At 61.6% G+C, this 16744-nt stretch carries 19 protein-coding genes; 11 read left to right on the top strand and 8 right to left on the bottom strand.

What is annotated here, in order from left to right; all coding sequences use genetic code 11:
• Positions 1-172: 172 nt before the first annotated feature.
• Positions 173-1201 carry a DMT family transporter gene (locus tag IMW75_RS17600; protein ID WP_052673000.1) on the bottom strand — a complete coding sequence of 343 codons (1029 nt, stop codon included), beginning with the start codon at positions 1199-1201 and terminating at the stop codon, positions 173-175.
• On the opposite strand from IMW75_RS17600, the gene IMW75_RS17595 reads away from it, so the two are divergent.
• Positions 1196-1759, top strand: coding sequence for a helix-turn-helix domain-containing protein (locus tag IMW75_RS17595; RefSeq protein ID WP_045060414.1), 564 nt, complete (start codon positions 1196-1198; stop codon positions 1757-1759). The genes IMW75_RS17600 and IMW75_RS17595 overlap by 6 nt on opposite strands.
• 116 nt (positions 1760-1875) lie before the next feature.
• Positions 1876-3309, top strand: a complete 1434-nt coding sequence (locus IMW75_RS17590) for an FAD/NAD(P)-binding protein (protein ID WP_205893344.1) — start codon at positions 1876-1878, stop codon at positions 3307-3309.
• Between the two features lie 141 nt (positions 3310-3450).
• Here the strand turns inward: IMW75_RS17590 and IMW75_RS17585 are convergent, their stop codons facing one another.
• Both IMW75_RS17585 and IMW75_RS17580 read right to left on the bottom strand, forming a co-directional pair.
• A complete protein-coding gene (locus IMW75_RS17585) occupies positions 3451-3675 on the bottom strand; it encodes a hypothetical protein (RefSeq protein WP_045060416.1) in 225 nt (74 codons plus the stop codon).
• Positions 3676-3789: 114 nt separating this feature from the next.
• The gene (locus tag IMW75_RS17580; protein ID WP_205893343.1) at positions 3790-4530 is read right to left on the bottom strand and encodes a response regulator; all 741 of its coding nucleotides are present in this window, start codon (positions 4528-4530) and stop codon (positions 3790-3792) included.
• 178 nt (positions 4531-4708) lie between these two features.
• Here IMW75_RS17580 and IMW75_RS17575 point away from each other — a divergent pair, with 178 nt between their 5' ends.
• Positions 4709-5782 carry an alpha/beta fold hydrolase gene (locus IMW75_RS17575; RefSeq protein ID WP_205893342.1) on the top strand — a complete coding sequence of 358 codons (1074 nt, stop codon included), beginning with the start codon at positions 4709-4711 and terminating at the stop codon, positions 5780-5782.
• Positions 5783-6029: 247 nt separating this feature from the next.
• Here the strand turns inward: IMW75_RS17575 and ppnN are convergent, their stop codons facing one another.
• Complete coding sequence (gene ppnN / locus IMW75_RS17570; protein ID WP_045060419.1) at positions 6030-7403, bottom strand: nucleotide 5'-monophosphate nucleosidase PpnN; 1374 nt, start codon at positions 7401-7403, stop codon at positions 6030-6032.
• Positions 7404-7632: 229 nt separating this feature from the next.
• Here ppnN and IMW75_RS17565 point away from each other — a divergent pair, with 229 nt between their 5' ends.
• The gene (locus IMW75_RS17565; protein WP_045060420.1) at positions 7633-8163 is read left to right on the top strand and encodes a DUF3087 domain-containing protein; all 531 of its coding nucleotides are present in this window, start codon (positions 7633-7635) and stop codon (positions 8161-8163) included.
• A 16-nt stretch (positions 8164-8179) separates the two neighbouring features.
• Positions 8180-9757 carry a GGDEF domain-containing protein gene (locus tag IMW75_RS17560; protein ID WP_205893341.1) on the top strand — a complete coding sequence of 526 codons (1578 nt, stop codon included), beginning with the start codon at positions 8180-8182 and terminating at the stop codon, positions 9755-9757.
• A gap of 2 nt (positions 9758-9759) precedes the next feature.
• On the opposite strand, the gene IMW75_RS17555 is transcribed toward IMW75_RS17560, so the two are convergent.
• Complete coding sequence (locus IMW75_RS17555; RefSeq protein WP_205893340.1) at positions 9760-10134, bottom strand: DUF2784 domain-containing protein; 375 nt, start codon at positions 10132-10134, stop codon at positions 9760-9762.
• 136 nt (positions 10135-10270) lie between these two features.
• Between IMW75_RS17555 and IMW75_RS17550 the strand changes: the two genes are divergently transcribed.
• From IMW75_RS17550 to IMW75_RS17540, 3 genes are read left to right on the top strand one after another with little or no spacing between them, the layout of a single operon-like run.
• The gene (locus IMW75_RS17550) at positions 10271-10972 is read left to right on the top strand and encodes an AzlC family ABC transporter permease (protein WP_045060423.1); all 702 of its coding nucleotides are present in this window, start codon (positions 10271-10273) and stop codon (positions 10970-10972) included.
• On the top strand, positions 10972-11283 hold the full coding sequence (locus tag IMW75_RS17545; RefSeq protein ID WP_205893361.1) for an AzlD domain-containing protein: 312 nt from the start codon (positions 10972-10974) through the stop codon (positions 11281-11283). The genes IMW75_RS17550 and IMW75_RS17545 overlap by 1 nt, the downstream gene beginning before the upstream one ends.
• A gap of 52 nt (positions 11284-11335) precedes the next feature.
• Positions 11336-11482 (top strand): hypothetical protein, encoded by a 147-nt coding sequence (locus IMW75_RS17540; protein ID WP_177328566.1) that lies wholly within the window; start codon positions 11336-11338, stop codon positions 11480-11482.
• Between the two features lie 69 nt (positions 11483-11551).
• Here IMW75_RS17540 and IMW75_RS17535 read toward each other — a convergent pair whose 3' ends face one another.
• Together IMW75_RS17535 and IMW75_RS17530 are read right to left on the bottom strand one after the other, a co-directional pair.
• On the bottom strand, positions 11552-11824 hold the full coding sequence (locus tag IMW75_RS17535; RefSeq protein WP_205893360.1) for a hypothetical protein: 273 nt from the start codon (positions 11822-11824) through the stop codon (positions 11552-11554).
• Positions 11825-12032: 208 nt separating this feature from the next.
• Entirely contained in the window at positions 12033-12713 is a 681-nt protein-coding gene (locus IMW75_RS17530) for an SOS response-associated peptidase (protein WP_205893339.1), read from the bottom strand.
• A 565-nt stretch (positions 12714-13278) separates the two neighbouring features.
• Here IMW75_RS17530 and IMW75_RS17525 point away from each other — a divergent pair.
• On the top strand, positions 13279-14178 hold the full coding sequence (locus IMW75_RS17525) for a polysaccharide deacetylase family protein (protein WP_205893338.1): 900 nt from the start codon (positions 13279-13281) through the stop codon (positions 14176-14178).
• Between the two features lie 108 nt (positions 14179-14286).
• Positions 14287-14526 (top strand): DUF1652 domain-containing protein, encoded by a 240-nt coding sequence (locus tag IMW75_RS17520; protein WP_045062862.1) that lies wholly within the window; start codon positions 14287-14289, stop codon positions 14524-14526.
• Between the two features lie 26 nt (positions 14527-14552).
• Here IMW75_RS17520 and IMW75_RS17515 read toward each other — a convergent pair whose 3' ends face one another.
• Positions 14553-15458, bottom strand: a complete 906-nt coding sequence (locus IMW75_RS17515) for a LysR family transcriptional regulator (protein WP_205893337.1) — start codon at positions 15456-15458, stop codon at positions 14553-14555.
• 127 nt (positions 15459-15585) lie between these two features.
• On the opposite strand from IMW75_RS17515, the gene IMW75_RS17510 reads away from it, so the two are divergent.
• Entirely contained in the window at positions 15586-16734 is a 1149-nt protein-coding gene (locus tag IMW75_RS17510; RefSeq protein WP_177328605.1) for a muconate cycloisomerase family protein, read from the top strand.
• The last annotated feature ends 10 nt before the right edge of the window (positions 16735-16744 follow it).

The following is a 16744-nucleotide window of genomic DNA, read 5'->3' as shown; positions in this document are numbered from 1 at the left end:
CATGCTGTCTGGGGGTTTGGCATTCTGTGACATGCAGGTCTGGCCTCATCGCGAGCAAGCCTGCTCTCACATTAGATCATCGGTGAATGCAGGGCATGCGTTTGGCACAGATCCACAGTGGGAGCGGGCTTGTTCGCGAAGACTCTCGATCAAACGCCGCACCTATTGCCGGTCAGCGTTGGGTTTCGCTCTCCAGGTCCTCCTGCGCCACCACCGCCTTACCCTTGGTCTTCAACTCACTGACAATCACCGCTGCCACAATCAACCCCGCGCCGACCAACGCAATCGCCGGCAACCGCTCCCCGGCCATCCGCCCGACAATTCCGGCCCAGACCGGCTCGCCGGCATAGATCAGGGTAGCGCGGGTCGGCGAGACGCTTTTCTGCGCCCAGTTCATCGCCACCTGGATCGCCGCGCTCGCCGCACCCAGGCCCAGGGCGCTGCACAGCAGCAGCCAGGAAAAGTCCGGAATGCGCTCCTGGGTCGGCACCACCAGCAGGAACGACAGCACCGAGGTGACCGCCAGTTGTACCACCGTCACCCGGCGCACATCGACCTGACCGGCAAAGCGACTGATCAGAATGATTTCTGCAGCAATCGCCACGGCACTGATCAGGGTGGCGATTTCACCCGGGCTGAAATTCAATGAGGCCCCCGCCGGCCCCGACAGCAGCATCAAGCCGGTAAACGCCAGCATGATGCCAATACTCGGCATCAGCCCCGGACGCCGCCCCAGCACCAGCCATTGCAGCAACGGCACGAAGGGCACGTACAGCGCCGTGATGAACGCCGACTGGCTGCTTGGAATGCTCTGCAACCCGACCGTCTGCAAGCCGTAGCCCAGCATGATCGCCACACCGATAAACGACCCGGCCCGGAGCTCGAACAGTGTCAGCTCGCGCAGGTGCCGCCAGGAAAACAACGCGACGATGAGCGCCGCTGCGGCGAAGCGCAGGCCGACGAAGAACATCGGGCCGCTGACGGTCATCGCATGCTGCACCAGCAGGAAAGTCCCGCCCCAGACCATGGTGATCACCACCAGCACGCATTCGGCTTTGCTGAACCGCGAGAAGCGGGGAGAAGTATTGGGGGAGGAGTTCACCGACGTCATGTCCTTGCGCGCTACCGGAGGGGGACGCACAATGCGCCGTATGTTGCGCAGTATACTGCCCAACCCTACCGAGTGAGCAATATAGTGCACAAAGATTCCACGCAACGGGCTTCGGTCCTGCAACACGTCAGCCTTAATGTCCGGCGACTGCGCCACGCCGCCGATATGAGCCAGACCGCCCTCGCGGAAAAATCCGGGGTCAGCCGGCGGATGCTGGTGGCAATCGAAGCCGGTGAAAAGAATGTCAGCCTGACCACCCTCGACCGCGTTGCCGAAGCACTCGACGTGGCCTTCAGCGACCTGATCCAGGCCCCCGATGCCCGCGATCCCAGTCGCATCAACGAACTGGCCTGGGCCGGCACCATTCCCGGCAGCAAGGCGGTGTTGCTGTCCAAAGCCAGCGCCACCAGGGAGGTGGAGCTCTGGGAATGGCGCCTGGAGCCAGGCGAACACTATCCCTCCGAACCCGATGCTGATGGCTGGAGCGAACAGCTTTACGTCTTCGAAGGTTGCCTGACGCTGATGCTCGGTGACGTTCCCCACACTATTGCGGCCGGGGAGTTCTACATGTTCGCCAGTAACCAGCCGCACTCCTATCGCAATGAAGGCGAAGTCGCCGCGCGTTTCGTGCGTAACGTGGTGATCTGAACGGCCAGCAGCGCCGATCGCCAAGGCTGCTATCGCTACTTTGGTACTGCTCTATGACGCTGGCCCGGGTTTGGCGCTTATGATCGTCCAGGAAAACACTGACCTGTGAGAACGCCATGAGTGAAATCCCCCACGAGCAGGCGAATGACGCCATCCGCCAGGCGGACATCCTGATCATCGGCGGCGGCCTGAGTGGCGCGATGCTGGCCGTGCAGCTGCTGCGCCTGCCAGGCCGGCGCTCGGTGCTGGTGATTGAGCCCCGGGCCGAGCTGGGTCGCGGGGAGGCCTACAGTGCGGTGGAACTCGGTCACACGCTCAACGGTAACGCGGCGCGGATGAGCGTCGACCCGGACAGTGCCGATGACCTGACGCAGTGGCTGACGGCACATATAGCGGCGGGCGGCTGGCCCGAGTCCGATCAGCAGTCTGTGCCGGTCAGTGAGCTGTTCCCCCCGCGCGGGCTATTTGGCGAGTATGTGCAACAGCGCCTGGCCGAAGCCCAGGTGGCTGGCGCCGCGAACGGTTCGAGCGTGGAACACGTGCGCGCTGAGGTCGTCGACCTCGAGAACCTGGCCGATGGCGTGCGGTTGACCTTGAGCGACGGGCAGCGCCTGCGCGGGACTTATGCGGTGCTGGCCACTGGAATGTTTCCCGCCGCACGCACGCCACAGGCCCACTCCAGTGGCCTGAATGCAGCGGCACTGGACCCTTGGGACGTGGCTGCGATGCGCCAGCTTGATCCGCAGTCGACGGTTTTGATCATCGGTTCCGGCCTGACCATGGTCGATGCTGTGGTCTCGCTGGAGCAGGCTGGGCACCGCGGACCGATCGAAGTGTTTTCCCGCCACGGCCTGCTGCCCCATGTGCGCCGCCAGCCGCCGGCCTGGGCCGATTTCCTCGGCGAAGACCCGAGCATCCGTACGCCACGGCAACTGGTACGCGAACTGCGCCGCCATTGCCGCGATGCCATTGCCCGGGGGATCGACTGGCAAGCGCCCCTGGACACTGTGCGTGTGCACATTCCACGGCTGTGGAGCCAGGCGACGGACTTGCAGCGTCGGCAGTTCGTGCGGCACGTACGGCCGTGGTGGGAGAGCCATCACCACCGCTCGCCACCCTTGAGTGCCGAGCTGGTCGCGCGGTTGCACGGGGAAGGGCGGCTGCGGATTCAGGCGGCGTCCTTCAAGGGGCTTGAACCTTCGTCGGGGGATGAGTTGGGAATTCGCATCCGTCGGCGTGGCGAGCCTTGTGAGTGCGTGGTACATGGCGTGGCGTTGATCAATTCCAGTGGCATCGAATATGACTGGCGACGGGTTGCCCGACCTCTGCCCCGGCAGTTGCTGGCGCGGGGCCTGGTTCAGCCCGGACCGCTGGCATTGGGAATCGCCGCCACTGCGGACGGCGCGGTGATCGGTGCCGATGGGCAAGTCGCCAGTCGGCTGTTCGCCATGGGGCCGCCGTTGCGTGGAATGTGGTGGGAGAGTACGGCGGTGACGGACGTTGCATTGCAGGCCAAAGCGCTTGCCCGCAGATTGACCCAACCCCTGTAGGGCATGGCCTGTCGGACGCGCCTGCAGGACATAAAGTGTGGGAGCAAAGCTTGCTCACGATATCGTCAGTCAGCACACGGCAACGCTGAATGAGGATCCGTGATCGCGAGCAAGCTCGCTCCTACAAGGGCAATGGGCGGATCAATAACGCTGATATTTCGAACCAAACTCCGGCCGGTTCTCCGCAACATACAGTTTGCTTGCCTGATCGTCCTTGTGATCGACGCCCACCGTATTGACGTTCAAGGTAGCCGGTTGGCTGACCTGTGCAGCGCTAACCACTTGTGCGGTTGCGTGGGGGGCAGCGATGGCCGAAGTGGCACCCAGGACCGACAGGGCAAATCCAAGACCAATGATGATTTTCATGAGCAGCTCAAGAGCGTGGGAAGAAGATGTGGCCACTGTAGAGCTGCAGCCCGTCGATGAAAAAACACCCATGGGCATAGTCTTTATCAAGGATGTTGATCGGCCTGTGCTGATTCAGTCCTGTGCGCCGAGCATCTGCACCGGGTAGGAAAATACATACCCTTCACTGCGCACGGTCTTGATGTAGGTCGGCTCGCGCGAGTCATCCATCAAGCGTTGGCGCAACCGGCTGACCAGCAGGTCGATGGAGCGGTCGAACAGGTCGGCGTCGCGACCCTGGGTCAGGTTCAGCAATTGATCGCGGCTGAGCACGCGCTGGGGATGGTCGAGGAACACCCGCAACAGCCGATATTCGGCACCACTCAGGGCGACCATGGTGTCATCTTCGTCCAGCAGATGACGGGCGGTGGTGTCCAGGCGCCAGCGACCGAAGCCCAGCAAGCGGCCGCTTTCGCTGACCAGCAGGTTAGGCGGCAGCATCCGCGTGCGCCGTAGCACGGCGTTGATGCGGGCAAGCAGTTCGCGGGCGGAGAAGGGTTTGGTCAGGTAGTCATCGGCGCCCATTTCCAGCCCGAGAATTCGGTCGGTTTCATCGTTGCGCGCCGTGAGCATCAGGATCGGCGTCGCCTTGTGCTTGCCCGAGCGCAGTTCGCGACACAGCTGCAGGCCGTCGTCGCCGGGCAGCATGATGTCCAGCACGATCAGGTCCACCTGGTTGGCCTCCAGAAAGCTGCGCATCTGCCGTCCATCGGCCACGACTGTGGTGCGCAAGCCGTTCTTCTTCAGGTAATTACCGACCAGCTCGCGGATCTCCCGATCGTCGTCGACAATCAGGATGTGGTTGACGTGTTCCATCGCTCGATTCTCTTGTTATTGAACTCTGGGTTTTGTATCGGACTGTATCCGTCGCACCGTGGGACACGTTATGTCGCGATAGCACAGGTTTTACGACACAACGTGGATACCTCGGGCCGGCCAAATAGACTTCATCGAGAGCAGACTGCTCATCCGCCACCTGCAGGAGTCACCCGACGTGAACAACGCCTTGTCGACCATTACAACCGCTAAGCACCGGCGCCTGGTGGGGCCTTCGATCCTTGCTGCGGTGTTGCTGCAGTTGGGCCTCCTGGTTACGGCCAACGTGCAGGCCAGCACCACCGCAACCGCGACCGCGGCGGCTACGGTAAGCACCAAAGTCGATCCATCTGCCGTGTTCGGCCCGTTGAAGCACGTACAGGCCGGTCTGCTGAATGTAGCTTACGCCGAGGTGGGTCCGGCCGAGGGCCCCGTGGTCATTCTGCTGCACGGCTGGCCTTATGATATTCACAGTTACACCGAGGTGGCACCTTTGTTGGCCGCGCAGGGTTATCGCGTGCTGATGCCTTATGCGCGGGGGTATGGCGATACACACTTTCTCTCCGACAAGACGCTGCGCAACGGCCAGCCTGCCGCACTGGCCAGTGATGTCATCGACTTCATGGACGCGCTGCAGATCAAGCAGGCCGTATTGGGTGGCTATGATTGGGGCGCACGTTCGGCAGACATCGTTGCGGCGCTCTGGCCGGAGCGGGTCGATGCGTTGGTGGCGGTCAGCGGTTATCTGATCGGCAACCAGGCGGCAGGCAAGAACCCGTTACCGCCCAAGGCCGAGTTGCAGTGGTGGTACCAGTTCTATTTCGCGACCGATCGCGGCCAGGCCGGGTATGAGAAAAATCGTCATGACTTCGCCAGGTTGATCTGGGAACTCGCCTCACCGAAGTGGGCCTTCGACGATGCCACGTTCGAGCGCAGCGCTGCAGCCCTGGACAACCCCGACCATGTAGCGATCACCGTCTTCAACTACCGCTGGCGCCTGGGGTTGGTACAAGGGGAAAGCCGTTACGAGGCCCTGGAACAGCAGCTGGCCAAGGCGCCCACCATCAGCGTGCCGACCATCGCCTTGGAAGGCGACGCCAACGGCGCGCCGCATCCAGCTCCCGAGGACTATGCGAAACGCTTCACCGGCAAGTATGAGTTCCGCTTGATCAAGGGCGGTATCGGCCACAACCTACCCCAGGAAGACCCGAAGGCCTTTGCCAAAGCAGTGATTGATGCCGATAAATTATGACCGGCTGAACGAGCGCTAACCTGTGGCAGCGGCCAGCATCGCTGCATCAGGTACACCGCCATCGCGAGCAGGCTCGCTCCCACAGAGATGTCCGCCGTACACAAATTCTGCGCACACCGTCAATCCCCTGTGGGAGCGAGCCTGCTCGCGATAGCAATCTCCCGGTCACATCAATGTCGAATCCGCAGACGCCATCGCGGGCAAGCCCGGCTTCCACAGAGATGTCCGGCGTACACAGATGCTGGTGCTAGGCCACCACTCGATAACACGGCACATACGCCGCGCCACCCGGCAGTTTCATCCGGTGCTGGGCGACGAAGGCCTTGAGCAGTTGATCCAGCGGCTGCATGACTGCGGCATCGCCACGGATCTGATACGGCCCGTGTTCCTCGATCAGGCGGATGCCCTTGTCCTTGACGTTGCCGGCGACGATGCCGGAAAACGCCCGGCGCAGGTTGGCGGCCAGTTCGTGGGCGGGCAGGTCGCGGCTCAGGTTCAGGTTGGCCATGTTTTCGTGGGTCGGATCGAACGGGCGTTGCAGGCTTTCGTCGATCTTCAACAGCCAGTTGAAGTGGAACGCATCGTTACGCTCGCGGCGGAATTGCTTGACCGCCTTGAGGCCCTGGGTCATCTGCCTGGCGACTTCGGCCGGGTCGTCGATGATGATCTCGTAGTGCTGTTTCGCCGCATCGCCCAGTGTTGCGCCGACGAACGCGTCCAGCTGCTCCAGGTAAGGCGCTGCATGCTTGGGCCCGGTTAGGATCACCGGGAAGGGCAGGCCTTCGTTGTCCGGGTGCATCAGGATGCCGAGCAGGTACAGGAACTCTTCGGCCGTGCCGGCGCCGCCCGGGAAAATGATGATGCCGTGGCCCACTCGCACGAAGGCTTCCAGGCGTTTTTCGATGTCCGGCAGGATCACCAATTCGTTGACGATCGGGTTCGGCGCCTCGGCGGCGATGATTCCCGGTTCGGTCAGGCCCAGGTAGCGGCCACCATGGATGCGTTGCTTGGCGTGGGCGATGGTCGCACCCTTCATTGGGCCTTTCATCACGCCGGGGCCGCAGCCGGTGCAGATGTCCAGGCTGCGCAGCCCCAGTTCGTGGCCGACTTCCTTGGTGTACTTGTATTCCTCGGTGTTGATCGAATGGCCACCCCAGCACACCACGATCTTCGGTTCGATGCCGGGACGCAGGGTGCGGGCGTTGCGCAGCAGGTGGAAGACGTAGTCGCTGATGCCCTGGGAATTGCTCAGGTCGATGCGTTGGCTGTCCAGCTCGTTTTCGGTATAGACGATGTCGCGCAAGGCGCTGAACAGCATTTCCCGGGTGCTGGCGATCATTTCGCCGTCGACGAACGCGTTGGCGGGGGCGTTCAGCAATTCGAGGCGCACGCCACGGTCCTGCTGGTGAATGCGGATTTCGAAATCCTTGTACGCTTCGAGAATGGTCTTGGCGTTATCAACGTGCGCGCCGGTATTGAGGATGGCCAGGGCGCATTGGCGGAAAAGGGTGTAAGTGCTGCCGGAACCGGCTTCGCTCAGTTGCTGGACTTCACGTTGGGAAAGGGTTTCCAGGCTGCCTTTAGGGCTGACAGAGGCGTTGATTACATGTCGTTGGGTCATTCAATGATCCTTAAAACGATGTCATTCACACGAAGGGCCGGTAAATGGCATCCGAATAGTGTGTATCCATGAAAGAAGATGGCACGAACTGCGCGGTATCGCCACGTTGCCCTTTGACGATGAAAAGATGAAAAGGAGCTCCAGCATAGCTAAATCTGTCGATGAGGCGATAATGCCCCGCAGTCTTTTGCCCCTCAATCTATGACCTGATGCAAGGAACCCTGTCGTAATGTTTGAAATCCAGCCAATGAACGCCCAGACCTATCGACAACAGACGCGGCGCAGCACGGTGATTATCGCCTTGGTGTTCCTGGTGCTGGCGATGCTGTTGTCGAGCGTGGCGGTGGCCGTATTCGGCGAGCCGGGCGGCGACAACATGCGCTTTAACGTCGGCGGGGTGTTCGTGGCGGTGTTGCTGATGGTCGCGTTGATGCGTGGGCTGTTCTGGAGCCAGCCGTGGATGGCGGCCGCCGTGTATGGCTGGCAGCTAAAGCGCAGCCTGATGAGCATTACCAATGTCATGCATCAGGTGACGGCGGCGGTGGATCGCGATGATCCCCACGCGATGAAGTTGCTACGCTTCTATCATCTGGGGCTGACCCAGATGCATGAGCTGGACGGCAACTCCAGCGACCACGGGCAATTGAACCGCGAGATTGACCAGCACAAGGCGCGAATGGAAGCGCTGGGTATCGAAACCGGGCAGACACGACTGGATCCCGCCTGGATCGACGCCCTCAAGCAGACGCCGACACCATAAGAGGTCAGGGAATGACATGGGACAGCTGTCCATTAACGATCGACTCGATAACACCCAACCGGCCATGTTGTTGAACAGCAGCCAGGCGGTGTCCAGGCTGAAAATCCGCTCACTGGTGTTTTTCCTGATCGCCGTGTGCGTGTCGATGGCCACCGTCGCCGGCTGGGAAGTCTGGAACTCGCGCCAGTACCACCTGCGCGACAAGGAAGTGGCGATGTCCAACCTTGCGCAGGCCCTGGCCTGGCAGGCGCAGGCGTCAATCAAGCAGGCTGACACGCTGCTGCTGACGCTGGTCGAGCGTCTGGAAAACGAAGGCATCGAATCGGCGCGCCTGCCCAGGATGCAACGCCTGCTTGGGGTGCAGCGCCGGGAGCTGAGCCAGTTGCACGGCCTGTTTGTCTACGACCAGAGCGGGCAGTGGATCGCCAACTCCAACGGCGCCGGCCTGCCCAACGCCAATAACTCGGACCGGGAATACTTCATCTTCCACCGCGATCATCCTGATCGTGGACCGCACATCGGCCCGTCGATCAAGAGCCGCTCCAGTGGCGAATGGATCATGACGGTGTCGCGCCGGGTCAATCATCCGGACGGCAGTTTTGCCGGCGTGGCGCTGGCGACCATCCACCTGAGCCATTTCCTCGCGCTCTATGACAGCATCGACATGGGCCAGAACGGCGTGATCAACCTGATCGCCGATGACGCCACGATTGTCGTGCGCCGTCCGTTCAAGGAATCGGAAGTCGGCAGTAGTGTGGCCAATGGCCCGCTGTTTACCCAGTTGCTGCCGTTGGGGAACGCCGGGACGGCCAGGGTCCGGTCGGTGGTCGATGGCGTGGAACGGGTGGTGGGCTTTCGCCGGGTCGAAGGGTACCCGCTGATTGTATTCGCCGCGCTGAATCAGGACGAAGTGTTAGCCAGCTGGCGCGAGGCATCGCTGCTCAGTGCCGGCATCGTGGCCCTGTTCCTCGGGCTTCTGGGTGCCCTCGGTTATCGGCTGATCCGGCTGATGCAGCAGCAGAATCGCATTCAGAGTGTGCGGCTCGACGCCCAGGAAAAACTGCTCGAGGTCAATCGCGGCCTGGAGCTGCTCGCGCTGGAAGATGCCCTGACCGGCCTGTCCAACCGACGCCAGTTCGATCTGTTCATCCTGACCGAGATGCGCCGCGCCCGGCGCACCCAGACTCACCTCGCGCTGCTGTTGATTGATGTCGATCATTTCAAGCGTTTCAACGATCTGTACGGCCACGTGGCGGGCGACGCATCCTTGCGCAAGATCAGCTCGATCATCAACTCGCACATCAAGCGCCCAGGTGATCTGGCGGCCCGATACGGTGGCGAAGAGTTCACCGTGGTGCTGCCGGGCACCGACTATGTGGGCGCCTTCCTGGTGGCGGAAAAAATTCGTCGGGCGGTGCAGCTGGCGGCGATCGAACACAGCGAGGGCGTCGAAGGGGTGGTCACCGTCAGCGTCGGGGTCTGCGCCTGGGACCCGGCCGCGCATGAGCAGCCCGACGACCTGGTGCGTGCCGCCGACAGGGCGCTGTACGTGGCCAAGGCCAGTGGGCGCAACATGAGCGTGATCGACAAGTAGATTCAGTGGCGCCCATCTCGCCGCAAACGCCTGACCAGCCGCAGGTAGACCCACAGGTTCAGCGCCAGCACCACGGCGCCCAGGCCCACCTGGATGCCCGGGGTGAGGCCGGCGGGATAGATCGCCGGCCAGATGTAATGCTCGACAAAACCACCGCCGTAGCCGCTCTGGCCGGCGGCATCGCGCATGCGGTTCTCCCAGTCGGTCAGCGGGCACATCAGGTGAAAGACTTCCACCGAGATACCCCACGCGACCGCAGGCAGGTGCAGCACCGCCAAGTGGCGCCATTTGAGCACCAGCAGCCCGCCGAACAGCACGAACAGAATGAACAGCAGATGAAACAGCACCAGCCCGTCGGCGGCGATTCGGTACAGCATGTGGGCTTCCCTGGGTGTGCCGGATGGACCGCACCATGTTACCCGGTCGATGGCCGGCAAATAACTCGAAATTGTGCATGCCTTCGCGGGTAAGTACTGGCAAAGTTGCAGGTCTTTTTTCCGGTCGCAGAACGTCATGTCCAACGCTCATATGCCCCGCAGCGCATTCCTGCGCGGCGCCGTGGCGATCCTTCCCTTGTCCCTGGCGACTGCGCCCTGGGGCCTGCTGGCCGGTTCCATGGCCATCGAAGCCAACCTCACGCCCCTGCAAGGCCAGGGCCTGTCGAGCATCGTGTTTGCCGGCGCGGCACAGCTGGTGGCCATCGGCATGCTCAAGGGCGGTGCCGGGATTTTCTCGATACTGCTGACCACGCTGCTGCTGACCTCCCAGCATCTGCTCTACGGCATGAGCCTGCGCTCGGTGATCTCACCGCTGCCGGGACGCTGGCGCGTGGGTCTGGGCTTTTTGCTGACCGACGAACTGTTCGCCCTGACCAGCCAGCATGACAAGCAGCAGTTCAATCGCTGGTACGCCCTTGGCGTCGGGTTGACGTTCTACGTGGCCTGGAATCTTTTCACCCTGGCCGGCATCGTGCTCGGCAGCAGCATCCCGGGGCTGGAGCACCTGGGCCTGGACTTCTCGATTGCCGCAACCTTCATTGCCCTGATCACCCCGGTGGTGCGTAACGTGCCCACGGTGGTGTGCGTCGCGGTGGCGCTGTTTTGTTCCGTGCTGTTCAGTTACTGGCAGTGGGGCTCGGCGCTGGTGCTGGCGGGGCTGGCAGGTATGACGGCGGGATTTATGTGCAACAAACTTTATCTGAGGCAAACAGCATGATGGTCTGGGCGGTGATATTCGGGATGGGTGCGCTGGTGTTCCTCAACCGCTACGTGTTTCTGGAGCCGCGCCTGCCCGTGCGCCTGAGCAGTAACGCCAGGCAGTTTCTCGGCTTTGCCGTGCCGGGCATGCTCACCGCCATCTGCGGGCCAATCGTGTTCATGCCGGACAAACAACTGAACCTGCAATGGGACAACCCGTACTTGCTCAGTTCATTGGTGGCGGTGGGGCTTGTGCTGTACACCCGCAGCACCTTGCTCAGCATGCTCTTGAGCATGGCGGTGTTCTTCGTGCTGCGTTGGTGGCTGTGAATCTGTTCTACGCTTAAACCGATTAACGATCCCTTCAGGAAGAGAGGCGAACATGGCGAATGAACCCAAGCAGCCGGACCCGGATGAGCCTACGCAAGAGGAAATAGAAGAGCAGAAAAAGCGTTCGACGCAAGATTGGAAACATGACGACAGTCGAGAACTCTCGGACCGTGATCAGGAGCGCCCGCTGAAACCTTGAAGCGTACTTTTCGCTCGCGGCGGCGCCTGCAAGCTTGTGTGCAGGCGCTGCCGCGATTCAGAGGGACGCTCAGACATCTTCCTGCTCGCAGAAATCGGGGTGCGTTGCCCGATAGCCCAACTTCCTGTCGATCCAGGCATTCAGTTCATTGACCATCACCGGCGGCTTGCCCGGGTAGCGCTGCAAGGTTGCGCGCAGCGTGGTATCGATATTGGGCACTGAGGCCAGGTCTCGGGTCTTGATGTATTGCCCGATGAAACAATCGAGTTGATAACGTTCCGTAGTCGAGAGGTGGACACACTCGACACTGCTGACTTGCTGGATGTAGGAATCGTCGCGCAACTGGGTTCTCTGCAAGGCTGGAGTTTCTGGGTTTTCCGTCCGTGGAAATGCGGCGCGCATGCTAGCGGCACTGCCCCTGAATGTATGTATGACAATTAAATTGTCAGACAGGCGGTTGGCGCGGCAAATGGCCATATTTCATTGGACTGTTACATGGGTGAAACACTATGTGTAACGTTGCGAGGGCCTGCAGATTTAACGGTTCCTTTCAGGCTTGCGGTTCGATCAATTCGGGGCCCTGGTTGCGCACATTGCCGACTGCCTTGCTGACCCGGAACCACTCGAACACTTCGCTGGCTTCACCTTCAAATAATGCCATCTGTTCGGCGCGTTCCCTGGGTGTGGAGGGGTCGAGCCATTCCTCGGCCAGTTCCGGCGATAACACGATGGGGCGGCGGTCGTGGATGTCGAGCATGCCGCCGGCGCTGTCGGCGGTCAGGATGACAAAGCCGTCCTCGGGGGTGGGTTCGGCGGCCGCTGCGGGAAACTGCCCAATGGCGGCGCAGTAGACCGGAGCCCGGTCCTTGCGGCGGATCAACCAGGGTTGTTTGCTACCGTCGCCGCTGTCGACCCATTCGAACCAGTTGTCTACCGGTACGATGGCCCGGTGCGGCCAGATGGGTCGGAAGTAGGGGCCGTGGGCGACCTTTTCCACTCGGGCGTTGATGGGTGGTGCGCGGTCTTTGGCCCAGTGCGGTCGCCAACCCCAGCGCACCAGGTCGGCGTGCAGGCCGTCGTTTTCCAGATGCAGCAGGGCAAGACGGGTGGTCGGGGCGGCGTTGTAGCGGGCCAGGGGTTCATCGCCGATATGGTTGATCAGTGCGTCGGGGATGCTCAGTGCTGCGACAAAATCGTGAATGCCACGGTATTGGGTCAGGCGTCCGCACATGGGTTGGTCCTCCGGTGGTCGGGTACATATCCGCTGCTGCAGTAGCTGGTCCCGCCCTTACGGCGCGCTACACCGTTCTTCTGTAGGAGCTGTCGAGAGAAACGAGGCTGCGATCTTTTGATCTTGCTTTGTGTACATATCCATTGCTGCGGTAACGGCTGCTTAGGGTTCCGCCCTTACGGCGGGTCACTTTCGAAAAGCGCGAAAGTAACCAAAGCGCTCTTGCCCCACCACTCGGCACCTCGCTCAGGCTCGGTGTGCCCTCACTCCGGCATTACTCCGCGGGTCGCCGCGATGGGCCATCCCTGGCCCAGCGCGGCTAAACCGGCATCCTTGCCGGTTTCCCCGCTGCGCAATGCCTGCGTTCGGCCAGCGTGGTTAACGGGGCGCCTGCAATCTACAGCTCGCCGTGGCGGCCTTCGGGCCGACCAAGGCGTCAAGCCGGCGCGCTGCGCTTATATGTCTGCATATGACCTCCTGTGGGAGCAAAGCTTGCTCGCGATGGCGGCTTATCATTCACCATCAATGTAGACTGATCCACCGCATCGCCTGGCCAAGGCAAACCATGAAACAGCTGTACAAACTCCTCGCTCCACTGGTTCTAGCCACCGGGCTGGTCGGCTGCATTGCTGCTCCTATAGCAATGACCCCGCAAACCGAACAACGTTTAACGGCGCAACCTCCCATCCGCTTTTTACTGACCTTCGACGACGGCCCCAGTGCTTCAAGTTTCTGGAACCCGACGCTGACTGTTCTCGACAGCCTCGCGCAAAATCCGCTGCAACCGCACATCAAGGCGGTGTTTTTCGTGCAGACCCGGGCTTCCAGGGCCGGGGGCAGTGAGATTGGGCGCGAGGTCATGCGTCGGGAACAGGCTGAAGGTCATGTCATCGGCTTTCACACCGCCACCCCCGGACACAGCAACCATCGATCCCTGGACGATCAGGCGCTGGAGCAATCGCTCGCCAATGGCAGCGCCGATATCGCCGCGATCACCGGCGCGGCGCCTGTCCTGCTGCGGCCGCCGTTCTGGAGTTACGACAAGCGCACCTTCGCCGCCTATCAGCGGCACGGCCTGCACATGCTGCTGACGGACCTCAGTGCCAACGACGGCAAGATCTGGGGGTTTAACGCCAGCCCGCGGCGGCGATCGCATATGCTGCGTTCGATGTCCGAAGTTCGCGAGCGTATCGCGCAAGGTCAATTGCCGGTGGTGGACGGGGTGATTCCCGTGGTGGTGACCTTTCATGATCTCAACCGCTACACCGCAAGGCATGCGCGCGAGTATCTGCAGATTCTCCTCGACAGCGCCCGGGAGACAGGGGTGACGGTTGCGCAAAAACCTTTTTATGATGACACCGCTGCTCTGCAACGGGCCGCTCTGGCGCGCACCGTGCGCGACAGTTCGCAGCCGGAGCAACTGCCGGGCCTGTGGAACTGGATCTGGTCTGGGGATTCACGCTGAAAAACGCTCAAAGTGAGAGCTGGATAACATTTGGCGTGCGCGCAATGGGCGAAGTGCATCTATCGTCAATGGGATCTTTTCCATTAACTGCCGCCAGAGTCGTCAGCCATGGTCCCCATTGCAGTCCTTTCCAGTATTGTGGAATCCGGTTTCGAGCCGCTGTCCTGTGAATGCACGGAGAGCCTGGGATTGCTGGAAATCACCGTATTCGATCCTGATACCCACGAGGTTGTGCTGCTGGTCCGCAATGTCTCCACAGCGGACCTGGCCACCATCCGCGACATCAACAACCTCATTGCCGAACTGCGCACGGAAATGAACGCCGGGCGCCGCGCGTTCGCCGGTTGAGCGCGCTTCCTGCCCCAGGCTGCAGCTCAGGTGTCCTGAGTGGATTCCAGCGCGCGCGGCAACAACTCATCGATCATCTGCAGGCAGTGCTTCAACCCCGGCGACACATCGCCCGCCCGCCGGCTGAGGATGATCGGTGAAGTCGCGTTGTCCTCCAGCAGTGCCGTAAACCCAATGTCGTCACGGTGCAACAACTGCAAAGACGCCGGCACCAGGGTGACGCCGATGCCAGCCCCGACCAGGCCGATCGCGGTCTGCAACTCATTGGTCCATTGCGCCACCTGGATGCTCACACCATAAGACTCGAACAGGGCGATCACATGGTCGGCATAACTTGGCCGCGGATTGCCCGGGTACAGTACGAACGGTTCCCTGGCCAGCTCCCGCAGGCTGATCGGCGCGCCCAGCAGTGGGTGGCCGGCGGGGAGGGCGGCGACCAGCCGGTCTTCGGTGAGCACGGTCTGGATAATGGCCGGGTCGTCGATGCGGATTCGTCCAAAGCCGATATCGATCCTGCCAGCCTTGAGGGCATGGACCTGCTGGAGCGTGGTCAATTCCGACAGCCCAAGTTCCAGCTCCAGTGGCTCGCCGCTGCGCAAGCGCCGGATCAATTCCGGCAGCACCCCATAAAGCGTCGATGGCGCAAAACCGATGCCCAGCCAGGTCTTTTCCCCCTGGCCTATGCGCCGGGTGTTGTCGCACACCTTGCCCAGCTGTTCCAGAAGCGCACTGGAATGTTCATGGAAGAACCGGCCGGCATCGGTCAACTTCAACGGCCGGCCGCGCTCCAGCAACATCACGCCCAGCTCATCCTCCAGCTGTTGAATCTGCCGGCTGAGGGGCGGTTGCGCGATGTGCAGCAGCTCAGCGGCGCGGGTGAAGTTGAGGGTTTTCGCCAGCACCTGAAAATAGCGCAGGTGACGCAGTTCCATGGAACCTCCAAAAGCTGATCGGCTGCATACCTTTAAGGTATCAAGTCAGACCAATTCTATATTGGCTTCCAGAAAAAAGCCGTACCAGAATCGGGTCCAGAACTCCAAGAACCTGACGGGTATCGAAATGCTTGCAACAGCCATTGAATCGATCGAGACGATCATCGTCGATCTGCCGACCATTCGCCCGCACAAGCTGGCCATGCACACCATGCAGAACCAGACGCTGGTGATCATTCGCGTGCGTTGCGCCGACGGCATCGAAGGCATCGGCGAAGCCACCACCATCGGTGGCCTGGCGTATGGCAACGAGAGCCCGGACAGCATCAAGACCAACATCGACCGCCACTTCGCACCGCTGCTGCTGGGCCAGGACAGCGCCAATGTGAATGCTGCAATGTTGCGCCTGGAGCGCAGCATCCGTGGCAACACTTTCGCCAAGTCAGGTATCGAAACCGCCTTGCTCGACGCCCAGGGCAAGCGCCTGGGCCTGGCGGTCAGCGAATTGCTCGGTGGCCGGGTGCGCAATGCGCTGCCGGTGGCCTGGACCCTGGCCAGTGGCGATACCGCCAAGGACATCGCCGAAGCGGAGCAGATGCTCGACCTGCGCCGCCATCGCATCTTCAAGCTGAAAATCGGCGCCGGTGAAGTCAATCGCGACCTGGCGCATGTGATCGCCATCAAGAAAGCCCTGGGTGATCGCGCCAGCGTCAGGGTGGACGTCAACCAGGCCTGGGACGAAGCGGTGGCCATCCGTGCCTGCCGAATTCTCGGCACCAACGGCATCGACCTGATCGAACAGCCGATCTCGCGCAACAACCGCGCCGGCATGGCGCGCCTGAACGCCATGAGCCCGGCGCCGATCATGGCCGATGAATCCATCGAATGTGTGGAAGACGCCTTCAACCTGGCCCGTGAGGGCGCCGCGTCGATCTTCGCCCTGAAGATCGCCAAGAACGGCGGCCCGCGCGCAGTGCTCAAGACTGCGGCCATCGCCGAAGCGGCGGGTATTGCGCTGTACGGCGGCACCATGCTCGAAGGCGGCATCGGCACCATGGCCTCGGCCCAGGCGTTCATCACCCTGAACAAACTGGCCTGGGACACCGAATTGTTCGGCCCGTTGCTGCTGACTGAAGACATCCTCAGCGAACCGCTGGAGTATCGCGATTTCGAGTTGCATGTACCGACCACCCCGGGCCTGGGCCTGAAACTGGACGAAGAGCGCCTGGCGTTTTTCCGCCGCGACAAGTCTTCCACTGTTCTTCATCAAGTCTGAGGAGTGCATC

Origin of the sequence: Pseudomonas gregormendelii, from assembly GCF_017114825.1 — a bacterium.
In the GTDB taxonomy this organism is placed as follows: domain Bacteria; phylum Pseudomonadota; class Gammaproteobacteria; order Pseudomonadales; family Pseudomonadaceae; genus Aquipseudomonas; species Aquipseudomonas gregormendelii.
Note: the sequence above shows the minus strand (reverse complement) of the source record. Positions and strands in the feature narration are given on the sequence as shown.